Raw genomic sequence first — 9,817 nt, 5'->3', positions numbered from 1 at the left:
ATCCAGCTTGTCCGACTCCGACGGCGTGGCCTGCTGCTGCACGGCCAGCCGTTTGGCGCGCATGTCGATCTCGACCGTCTCGCGCAGCATGTTCAGCGCCCACCCCGTCCACTTCAGGTCGGGATCGCTCGGCCGGGCCTCATCAGGCCTTGTCTCGTCGGAATCGGATTGCGGGCTGTCCATGGAACGTATCATGAACATGATTCATCGAATGGCGCAATGAACACTTCGTTTAGTGGCAGCACAGGCCGGGATCCTGCCCCCATCCGATCGACCGCCGCTATTCGCCCAGGATCTGCCGGGCGAGCTTATCGAGGTCTTCGAACTGCTCATCCGGGGTCGGGTGGGTGGCCAGCCGCTTCAGTTCCAGCCGCAGCAGCGCCGTCAGTTTGGCGCAATGAACACTGAGTGTGCTGCGGATCAGGCACTGGCACCTTGCTTCCGCTTGAGCAATCGGAGGCTGTCGACAGGACGTGGCGAATCCTGGCTTTCCGGCGTAATTTTTATCTGGCGTTGCCTGCAATTCGGCCAGCCCGGCACGGATGATGCTGTTGCGTGCTCACGGCTATTGAGAAAAAGATGAAGCCTATGTTCAGTCGATCCTACATGAATGATCTCTTTGTGGCCCAAAACTACGATGGCTTGGTCCAACTATCATCGCTCTTGTCGGGAACGGCAGTGTTCCAGATGGAGGCGGCTGACTATTGCTTTCCTCGGCCACTTTTTCTGTTCGTTGAAAGCCTGGGTTGGTTTGCGCAGTCTGTACGGTCGGGGGCTTGGACGTATTTTGAAGCCACACCCGTCCCGCGACAGCAGGCGATGCGGAGCGCTCTTGTTGCCGATGCTCCGGAAGGATTCGCCCGAGAATACACCATTGGAATCAACGAATGGAAAGATTCATCCAAGATGAAGGCGTTGGACAGATGGATGGTGGATCATGATGTTGAAAACAACCAGTGGCTTTGGATTTTGGCGACTGCCAACCGCCCTGCCATCGACACTCTGTTGTCTTATTAGATTGTAATGATATTGTGCAGTATGGTGCTTCCCGCTGCAGTCAATTCAACGATGTGGTTGCGCGATCCTCGCCTGATCAAACGACGGTTGCCATTTATTTCCGTCCGAACAATCGGCGCTATTTGTCCAGGATCTGCCGGGCGAGCTTATCGAGGTCTTCGAACCGCTCATCCGGGGTCGGGTGGGCGGCCAGCCGCTCCAGCTCCGGCCGCAGCAGCGCCGTCAGTTCGGCGGATTCGGCGACGACCGTGCTCAGGATCCAAAACTTCCAGGTCTCGTCATCGGTTTCGAGGATGCGCCTGATCTCGGGTGCCAGCGGCGCGCCGATGCTCGCCAGGAAGGGGTGGAGCTCCTGGGCCACAGGCCAGTTCACGTCCTGCATCCACTCCAGCAGGCGGGGAATGATCGAGGCGACCGCCGGATATCCCAGGGCCACGATGGCCCGGACACTCTCCGTGTCCAGCTTGTCGGTCGGCACCAGGGCCGCCAGGTCGGGGGGCATGGTTCCTCCTGCCTCTCTCGGATGGGATCTCGCATGCCACGAATATCATGCTCTCCATATGGCTTCCCACGGCGACAGGGTGGCTGGATGCCATGATTTGGCCCCGCCTACTGGCTATATCGGAACAAATTCCTTGTTGTTTCGTTGTGGCAACGATCTTATGTCAGCGACCCCATCGTGACAGGCTTTTCACCCACCATGGCGGATGAACGCACCCTCAGCACCCTGATCGGCCGGGTCTATGATGCCGCCGCCGGCGACGAGGACTGGACGACGCTGGTCGAAGGGATGACCCGGGCCGTCGGCGGCACGGCCGCCGTGCTGCGGTGGCTCGACCGGCCGGCGGAAACGGCTGTTACCCTCAACATCGACCCCGCCGCCCATCAGGCCTACGACACCTACTACCACACCGTCGACCCGGTCTGGCCGAAGCTGCGCCAGCTGCCGCCCGGGTCGTTCGTCGACGATTGCGCGCTGGTGCCGGAAGCATCGCTGGAGCGCAGCGAGATCTACAGCGACCTCTACCGCCCGAACGATCTCTGGTTCTGCCTGTCCTGGTACGCCCTGGACCTCGCCGCCCAGCCGGTCTGCCTGGCGATCTACCGGCCCCGCCAGCACCCGCTGTATGAGGCGGAGGAGCTGCGCCTGCTGCGGGCCGTCGCCCCGCATCTCGACCGTGCCGTCAAGATCGAAGGCCGCCTTGCGGCCATCGCCGCCGGGCGCCGGGCGCTACGGCCGATGCCGCCGGCCGGGCGCCCCGAATTAAGCCAGCGCGAGCGCGATTGCCTGGCCTGGATCGCCCATGGCGCGTCGAGCAAGAACATCGCCCGCCAGCTGGCGCTGTCGGCCTACACCGTCAACGAATACATCGGCTCGGCGATGCGGAAGCTGCAAGCCTCCAGCCGCACCGAGGCCGTGGCCACCGCCCTCTCGCTCGGGCTGATCAGCCTCTGATCGTTGGGGGGGTAGGGATCGCGGCCAATGTCACCGGCTGCGTGCGACGGTCTTCCAGGAGCTGCCTGATATCCTCGCAGTCGCAACCCGGTAAGCGCCGCCCGACGGTGCGTTCGCGACGACGGCCGGGTTGGAAGATGTCCGTTGTCGAGGCGGCGATGCAATGGCCGGAGATGGTCCCCTTCGGCTGAGCCGGGGACGAAGGTGACACGAGTTCAGGCCGCAGTGCCACACGGTTGGCTGTTCGGGCACCTCTTGCTGTCGGAGATGCGCCCTCGATCAACTCCGCATAGAATGCCGATGCCGGATGCGTAAGGCAGGGATCATGCTATGACCCATGGACCGTCAGCTGCGTACAAGTTGCCATTCCTGCGGACCTTCGGAGCCCCGGTCGGTGCAATCCTCGAATACGCAGGGATGGCAAAGTGGCTCTATCACGATCCTTCGACGGGAGAGGTCCGGTCCTTTTTCGACAGCCAGCCGAACAGCTATGCGCGAGACACCGGCGGCATGAAAGGCACTCGTTGGAAGATTGCTAATGTCGAATTGGAAGGGCCTGAGATGTACGTGGTGACGCTCAATCCCGCTTAGAGCAATCCAAAGGCGACGCTCGAACGCCAGCCAAAGCTCTTGCTACGATCGCTTTTCTCACTCCCTTTTCCGCGACGGGAGGGGATCGGAAGCAAAGCCGACCCCAGGACGGGCTGGCCCCTCACGCCACCATCTCGGCCCGGCCCAGCGTCTCGATCTCGATGACGACGTTTGCGCCCGGGGCCAGCCATTGGGTCTGCACCAAGCTGCCCAGCAGCACGATCTCGCCGGCACGCAGGCCCTGGCCGCGGCGGGCCAGGGTGCCGGCCAGCCAGGCCAGCGCCGCCAGCGGATGGCCCAGCACGTCGCGTCCGTGGCCGCGCCCGGCCTCGACCCCGTCGACCAGCATCCGGCCGGACAGCGCCGCCAAGTCCAGGCCGCGCCAGTCGGTCACCGGCGCCCCCAGCACGCAGCCGGCCTGGAAGAAATCATCGGCCAGCAGCGTTGGCGCGCCCAGGGCGGCGAAATCGGCATAGCGGTCGTCGACCACCTCGATCGCCGGCAGCACCGCCTCGACTGCATCCGCCAGCGCGTCGCGGCTGTGGTCGCCCTGGAGGAGGATTTGGGGCGGCAGGTCGCGGCCGATCCGCACCGCGATCTCGCATTCGGCGCCGATGCGGCGACGCGCCGCCGCCGGGAAATGGCCGGGGCTGGTCTGGACATTGGCCTGGAAAATGCCGCCCTCGCAGGGCTCGGGGATGGCCAGGAAGCGCTGCATCACCGGCGTGGTGCAGCCGATCTTCCAGCCGGCCCGCGGCCCCAGCCCGGCGGCGGACAGGCGGTCATGCACCGCATCCTGCAGCCGGCGGGCCGCCGCCATGTCGGCCGGTCGCAGCGCATTGGGCAGGCCGGAGACGGCGCCGGGCCGCAGCCGGCTGGTCGCGAGGAGATCGGCAGCGGACGGCTCCGGAACAGCCATTGCGCTCTCCATTGGTAGGATGTGTATCCTCTGCTACCTTCATTCGTCGGACAAGAGGATCGGGCCATGGCCGGAGTTCTGCTCGTCACCGGTGCCGGGCGTGGAATCGGCGCCGCCATCGCCCGCCTGGGCGCGGCCCGCGGCTGGCGCGTCGCGGTGAATTACAGCCGCTCGGCCGATGCGGCGGACCGGCTGGTGGCCGAGATCGCGGCGGCGGGCGGCCAGGCCGCATCCTTCGCCGCCGATGTCGCCGACAGCGCCGCCGTCACCGCCATGTTCGCCGCGATCGACGATCGCTTTGGTCCGGTCACGGCGCTGGTCAACAATGCCGGGGTGATCGGGCCGGTGGCACGGATCGAGGCGCTGGACGACCCGCAGGCGCTGGCTGCGGTCTATGCCGTCAATGTGTTCGGCGTGTTCCATTGCTGCCGCGAGGCGATCCGGCGGATGTCGCGTCGCCGCGGCGGGCCGGGCGGGGCCATCGTCAACATCTCCTCGGTCGCGGCGCGCCATGGCGGGCTGGCGGGAGAGGTGGCCTATGCCTCGTCCAAGGGCGCCATCGACAGCTTCACCACGGGGCTGGCGCGGGAGGTCGCGCCGGACGGCATCCGCGTCGTCGGCCTGCGCCCCGGCCTGACCGACACCGACATCAATGACGGCCATGAGGGCGGCAAAGCGGTGCTCGGCGTGATCGCGCCGACCATCCCGCTCGGCCGCATCGGCCGGCCGGAGGAGATCGCCGCGGCGGTGTTGTTCCTGCTGTCGGACGAAGCCTCCTACATGACCGCCACCACCATCGACGTATCCGGCGGACGGTGATCTAGAACACCGAACCGGCAAACCATTGCAACGCGGGAGAAAACGGCGACAATGGCGCAGGATCCAAAGAAGGTCGACGACCGCGGCATGAAAAAAAACGGCTATCCCTCCGCCGGCCTGCACGGCCGGGTCGTCCACGACATCGGTGCCCGGATCGTCTCCGACCAGATCCCGCCCGGTGACACACTGCCCAGCGAAGGCGAGTTGGCCGAAACCTATGGCGCCAGCCGGTCGGCGATCCGCGAGGCGGTCAAGGTGCTGGCGGCCAAGGGGCTGGTGGAACCGCGCCGCCGCTCCGGCACCCGGGTCCGGCCGCGCGACGCCTGGAACCTGCTCTACCCCGACATCCTCGGCTGGCATTCGCCCGAGGCGCTGATCCCCAGCTTCCGGCGCGACCTGGTCGAACTGCGCTGGGCGATCGAGCCGGCGGCGGCGGAGCTGGCGGCCCGGCGGTCGCAGCCCGAGGACCGCGCCGCGATCCTGGAGGCGCTGAGCGAGATGGAGCAGGCGGGCGAGGACCCGAACGGCTTCTACAGCGCCGATGTCCGCTTCCACCTCGCGGTCTTCGCCGCCAGCCGCAACGTGCTGATCGAACGGCTCAGCACCATCCTCGGCCCGTTGCTGACCATGAGCTTCCAGGCCCAGGCGCGGCGCAACCGGGCGTTCCCCCTGGCGGTGGGCGACCACCGTGCGGTGTATGAGGGGATCGCGTCCGGCGACGCCCGGGCGGCGCGCAAGGCGATGCAGTTCATCATGAACCAGAGCGCGCGCGAGCTGGAGGCGGCAAGCCCCGAGACCGCGCTGGCCGCCGGAGCCGACGTCCCGAACTAAGGGCATCGGTCATGGCGGCGCCGGCCATGCTGGCGCCGGGTTGTCAGCGCCGCCATCCTCCGCGACAATCGAAGGGCCGGGCGTGGTGGGAGAGCCGCGTCCGAGCCACAGAAACGTCCCGAAGGGAGGACCACCGATGACGCAGCCCCGCCGGCTCCGGCGCCGCTTCCTGCTTGCCGGCCTGACCACGGCCCTGGCGCTCTGCGCCGGCCTCGCGCCCGCCGCCGACAGCTATCCGTCGCGCCCGGTCACCCTGGTGGTGCCGTTCGCCGCCGGCGGGTCGACCGACCTGATTGCCCGCATCATCGCCGAGAAGATGACGGAAGACCTCGGCCAGACCGTGATCGTCGAGAACAAGGCCGGGGCCGGGGGCAACATCGGCGCCGCCGCCGTCGCCACCGCCGACCCCGACGGCTACACCATCCTGATGGGCACGATCGCGACCCACGCGCTCAACCCCGCGATCATGAAGGACATGCCCTACGACCCGGTGAAGGACTTCGCGCCGATCTCGCTGCTGGTGCTGGTGCCCAACGTGCTGGAGGTCAACCCGGAGCTGCCGGTCAAGTCGGTGCAGGAGCTGATCGCGCTGCTGAAGTCCAAGCCCGGCGAATACAGCTACGCCTCCTCCGGCATCGGCACGCCGCTGCACCTGTCGGGCGAGCTGTTCAAGAGCCTTGCCGGGGTCGACATGGTGCATATCCCCTATCGCGGCGCCGGACCGGCGCTGAACGACGTGGTGGCGGGCCAGGTGCCGATCATGTTCGACAACCTGCCGTCCTCGACCCAGTTCATCAAGGCGGGCACGCTGCGGGCGCTGGCCGTCACCACCAAGACCCGCTCCGCCAGCTTCCCCGACCTGCCGACGATGGAGGAGGCAGGGGTGCCGGGCTATGAGACCTACACCTGGAATGCCCTGTTCGCCCCGGCCGGCACGCCGCAGGCGGTGGTCGACCGGCTGAACGCCTCGGCGGTCAAGGCGGTGAAGGACCCGGGCCTGCAGCCGCGCCTGGCCGATCTCAGCGCCACCGTGGTCGGCTCCACGGCCGACGAGCTCGGCCAGCATGTCGTGCTCGAACTCGCGCGGTGGGCGCCGATCGTCAAGGCTTCCGGCGCCGACCAACAGTGACCTGACAGGAGTTCGCCGATGTCGTTCGAGACCCGCCGGCTCGGCCGGACCGATGTGGCCGTGACCACCCTCGGCTTCGGCAGCGCCGCCCTCGGCGAACTCTTCGTCAAGGTGCCGGAACCCCAGGCCCATGCCACGCTGCAGGCGGCCTGGGATGCCGGCATCCGCTATTTCGACACCGCCCCCTGGTACGGGCTGGGCCTGGCCGAACACCGGCTGGGCAGCTTCCTGCACGGCCAGGAGCGCGGCGAGTTCCGGGTTTCGACCAAGGTCGGGCGCTGGCTGCGGCCGTCGCCGAAGCCGGAAAGCTACCACTCCGACAAATGGGCCGGCGGCCTGCCCTTCGATGTCGTCTTCGACTATGGCTATGACGGCATCATGCGGGCGATGGAGCAGATCTGGATGCGGCTGACCCTGCCGCGGATCGACCTGCTGCTGATCCACGACCTCGACCTGCCGCACCACAAGACCGAGGGCCGGGTGCGGGCGCATCTCGACCAGCTGTCGTCGTCGGGCTGGCGGGCGCTGGAGCAGCTGAAATCCGCCGGCATCATCGGTGCGGTCGGTGCCGGCATCAACGTCAACGGCATGATCCCGCGGCTGCTGGATGCCGCCGACCTCGACGCCTTCCTGGTGGCGATGCCCTACACTCTGATGGACCAGGCGCCGCTGGCCGAGGAGTTCCCGCTGTGCGAACGCCATGGTGCGGGCATCGTCATCGGCGGCGTCTTCGCCTCCGGCCTGCTCGCCACCGGCCCGGTCGCCGGCGCCAAGTACAATTACCGCGACGCGACGGCGGAGGAGCTGGAGCGCTGCCGCCGGATCGAGCGGGTCTGCGCCGCGCACGACGTGCCGCTGGCCGCGGCGGCGCTGCAATTCCCGCTCGGCCACCCGATCGTCGCCGCGGTCATCCCCGGGGCGCTGTCGCCCGACCAAGTGGTGCGCAACGTCGAGAATTTCCGCTACCCGATCCCCGCCGGGCTGTGGTCGGATCTGAAATCGGAAAATCTGATTCGCACCGACGCGCCGACACCCTGATGGACCGGCCGTGAGCCGGGAAGGGTGTTTTGCCATGCGTGTAGCGTCGATCGGCGAGTGCATGATCGAGATTGCGGTGAAGTCCGGCGGCGATGCCCAGCTCGCCAGCGGCGGCGACACGTTGAACACCGCGGTCTATCTCGCCCGCCAGGGCGTCGCCGTCGACTATGCCACCGCGCTGGGCGACGACCCGTATAGCGACGAGATGCTGGCGCGCTGGCAGGCCGAAGGGGTCGGCACCGGTCTGGTGCCGCGCCTGCCCGGCCGGGTGCCCGGCCTCTACATGATCCGCACCGACGACAAGGGCGAGCGCAGCTTCCACTACTGGCGCGACCGGGCGCCGGCGCGCGAGCTGTTCGAGCTGCCCGATGCCGCCGGCCTGGCGCAGACGCTGGCCGGCTACGACCTGCTCTACTTCTCGGGCATCACCCTGTCGCTGTACAGCGACCGCGGCCGCGACGCCTTCCATGCGGTGCTCAGCGCCGCCCGGACCAAGGGCGCGCGCATCGTCTTCGACGGCAATTACCGGCCGCGCGGCTGGCCGGACAAGGCCCGGGCGCAGGCGGTGTTCGCACGCTTCCTCGCTTTGGCCACCCACGCCCTGCCGACCTTCGACGACGAACAGGCGCTGTTCGGCGATGCCGACCCGCAGGCGACGATCGCCCGGCTGCAGGGCTATGGCGTCGGCGAGATCGTGGTGAAATGCGGCAGCGAGGGCTGCCATATCGCCGTGGACGGCGACACCGTGACGGTCCCGGTGCCGGCGGTGGTGACGCCGGTCGACACGACGGCGGCGGGCGACAGCTTCAACGCCGGCTACCTCGCCGGCCGCTTCGCCGGGCTGGACCCGGCCGCGGCGGCGCAGCGCGGCCACCGCCTGGCCGCCGTGGTGATCGGCCATCGCGGCGCCGTGGTGCCCCGCGACGCCATGCCCGATTTCGCCCGCGGACAAGCCTGACGTCAGGCTGTACGTCGGATGACTCTCGTCCCGTCGCCACAATTTGCTATGGTGCGGCGCAACCGAATGACCCGCTGACCGCCGAGACCCGCCATGACCATCGCCGACATCATCGCCAGCGCCCCGATCATCCCCGTCCTGACCGTCGAGACGGTGGAGGCGGCGGTGCCGCTTGCCCGTGCCCTGGTCGAAGGCGGCCTGCCGGTGCTGGAGGTGACGCTGCGCACCAAGGTCGCGCTCGAGGTCATCGCCGCGATGGCGCAGGTTCCGGGCGCCATCGTCGGGGCCGGTACGGTGCTGTCGCCCGCCGACCTGGAAGCGTCGCGCAAGGCCGGCGCCGTGTTCGGCGTCAGCCCCGGCCTGACCCCGGCGCTGGCCCGCGCCGTGGAAGGCTATCCCTTCCTGCCTGGTGCTGTGACCCCGTCGGAGATCATGGCGGCGCGCGACCTCGGCTACGGCATCCTGAAGTTCTTCCCGGCCGAGATCTATGGCGGCCAGTCGGCGCTGGCGGCGCTGGCCGGCCCGTTCGGCGGCATGCGCTTCTGCCCGACCGGCGGCGTCCGCGAATCCAACCTGCGCTCCTATCTCTCCCTGCCGAACGTCGCCGTGGTCGGCGGCACCTGGATCGCCGGCAAGGCCGAGATGGCGGCCGGCGACTGGGCGGCGATCACCGCCCGCGCCCGCCGCGCCGTGGCCATCGCCCGGGGTGAAGAAGAGGCATGACCGACGCGCCTGGCTTCGTCCTGCGGGCGATCCGGGTCGACGACGCGGCCGGCCTGGCGGAGCTGCACGGCCAGCCGCGCTTCCGCTGGGGCACGCTGCGCCCGCGCTATCCCTCCGTGGACGCGGTCCGCAAATGGCTGGAGACACGGCCAGCCGACGACACGCATATCGTCGCCGAGGCGGCGGGCCGCATCGTCGGCGACGCCGTGCTGTCCCCGGGCAAGGTGCGCCGGGCCCATGCGGCGACACTCGGCATGGGCGTGCATGACGATTTCACCGGCCGTGGCCTCGGCACCGCGCTCCTGGCCGCGCTGATCGACACCGCCGACAACTGGC

Annotated in this window: 14 protein-coding genes; 10 read left to right on the top strand and 4 right to left on the bottom strand. The window is 68.3% G+C overall.

The annotated features are described in order from the left end of the window. Together AC3XYG_RS30305 and AC3XYG_RS30300 are read right to left on the bottom strand one after the other, a co-directional pair. A partial coding sequence (locus AC3XYG_RS30305) for a hypothetical protein (protein ID WP_489143602.1) occupies positions 1-183 on the bottom strand: 183 nt, incomplete at its 3' end. A 97-nt stretch (positions 184-280) separates the two neighbouring features. Further along, entirely contained in the window at positions 281-523 is a 243-nt protein-coding gene (locus AC3XYG_RS30300) for a hypothetical protein (protein WP_489143601.1), read from the bottom strand. 56 nt (positions 524-579) lie between these two features. On the opposite strand from AC3XYG_RS30300, the gene AC3XYG_RS30295 reads away from it, so the two are divergent. After that, a complete protein-coding gene (locus tag AC3XYG_RS30295) occupies positions 580-1,017 on the top strand; it encodes a hypothetical protein (protein WP_489143600.1) in 438 nt (145 codons plus the stop codon). A gap of 118 nt (positions 1,018-1,135) precedes the next feature. Here AC3XYG_RS30295 and AC3XYG_RS30290 read toward each other — a convergent pair whose 3' ends face one another. Further along, complete coding sequence (locus tag AC3XYG_RS30290; protein WP_489143599.1) at positions 1,136-1,519, bottom strand: DUF5071 domain-containing protein; 384 nt, start codon at positions 1,517-1,519, stop codon at positions 1,136-1,138. Between the two features lie 198 nt (positions 1,520-1,717). On the opposite strand from AC3XYG_RS30290, the gene AC3XYG_RS30285 reads away from it, so the two are divergent. Together AC3XYG_RS30285 and AC3XYG_RS30280 are read left to right on the top strand one after the other, a co-directional pair. After that, a complete protein-coding gene (locus AC3XYG_RS30285; protein ID WP_489143598.1) occupies positions 1,718-2,473 on the top strand; it encodes a helix-turn-helix transcriptional regulator in 756 nt (251 codons plus the stop codon). A 330-nt stretch (positions 2,474-2,803) separates the two neighbouring features. After that, positions 2,804-3,064, top strand: a complete 261-nt coding sequence (locus tag AC3XYG_RS30280; protein WP_489143597.1) for a hypothetical protein — start codon at positions 2,804-2,806, stop codon at positions 3,062-3,064. Positions 3,065-3,185: 121 nt separating this feature from the next. Here AC3XYG_RS30280 and AC3XYG_RS30275 read toward each other — a convergent pair whose 3' ends face one another. Further along, the gene (locus tag AC3XYG_RS30275; RefSeq protein WP_489143596.1) at positions 3,186-3,983 is read right to left on the bottom strand and encodes a 2-keto-4-pentenoate hydratase; all 798 of its coding nucleotides are present in this window, start codon (positions 3,981-3,983) and stop codon (positions 3,186-3,188) included. 66 nt (positions 3,984-4,049) lie between these two features. Between AC3XYG_RS30275 and AC3XYG_RS30270 the strand changes: the two genes are divergently transcribed. The 7 genes from AC3XYG_RS30270 to AC3XYG_RS30240 form a co-directional block, all read left to right on the top strand. Beyond that, on the top strand, positions 4,050-4,802 hold the full coding sequence (locus tag AC3XYG_RS30270; RefSeq protein WP_489143595.1) for an SDR family oxidoreductase: 753 nt from the start codon (positions 4,050-4,052) through the stop codon (positions 4,800-4,802). Between the two features lie 51 nt (positions 4,803-4,853). Then, positions 4,854-5,633 carry a FadR/GntR family transcriptional regulator gene (locus AC3XYG_RS30265; protein WP_489143594.1) on the top strand — a complete coding sequence of 260 codons (780 nt, stop codon included), beginning with the start codon at positions 4,854-4,856 and terminating at the stop codon, positions 5,631-5,633. A gap of 136 nt (positions 5,634-5,769) precedes the next feature. Further along, positions 5,770-6,762 carry a Bug family tripartite tricarboxylate transporter substrate binding protein gene (locus AC3XYG_RS30260; RefSeq protein ID WP_489143593.1) on the top strand — a complete coding sequence of 331 codons (993 nt, stop codon included), beginning with the start codon at positions 5,770-5,772 and terminating at the stop codon, positions 6,760-6,762. A gap of 18 nt (positions 6,763-6,780) precedes the next feature. Beyond that, entirely contained in the window at positions 6,781-7,800 is a 1,020-nt protein-coding gene (locus AC3XYG_RS30255; RefSeq protein ID WP_489143592.1) for an aldo/keto reductase, read from the top strand. A gap of 34 nt (positions 7,801-7,834) precedes the next feature. Then, the gene (locus tag AC3XYG_RS30250; RefSeq protein WP_489143591.1) at positions 7,835-8,758 is read left to right on the top strand and encodes a sugar kinase; all 924 of its coding nucleotides are present in this window, start codon (positions 7,835-7,837) and stop codon (positions 8,756-8,758) included. Positions 8,759-8,851: 93 nt separating this feature from the next. Further along, complete coding sequence (gene eda / locus AC3XYG_RS30245; protein ID WP_489143590.1) at positions 8,852-9,481, top strand: bifunctional 4-hydroxy-2-oxoglutarate aldolase/2-dehydro-3-deoxy-phosphogluconate aldolase; 630 nt, start codon at positions 8,852-8,854, stop codon at positions 9,479-9,481. Next, positions 9,478-9,817, top strand: a 340-nt coding sequence (locus AC3XYG_RS30240) for a GNAT family N-acetyltransferase (protein WP_489143589.1), incomplete at its 3' end; no start/stop codon positions are given. The genes eda and AC3XYG_RS30240, both read left to right, overlap by 4 nt.

Source organism: Inquilinus sp. (genome assembly GCF_057815775.1).
Note: the sequence above shows the minus strand (reverse complement) of the source record. Positions and strands in the feature narration are given on the sequence as shown.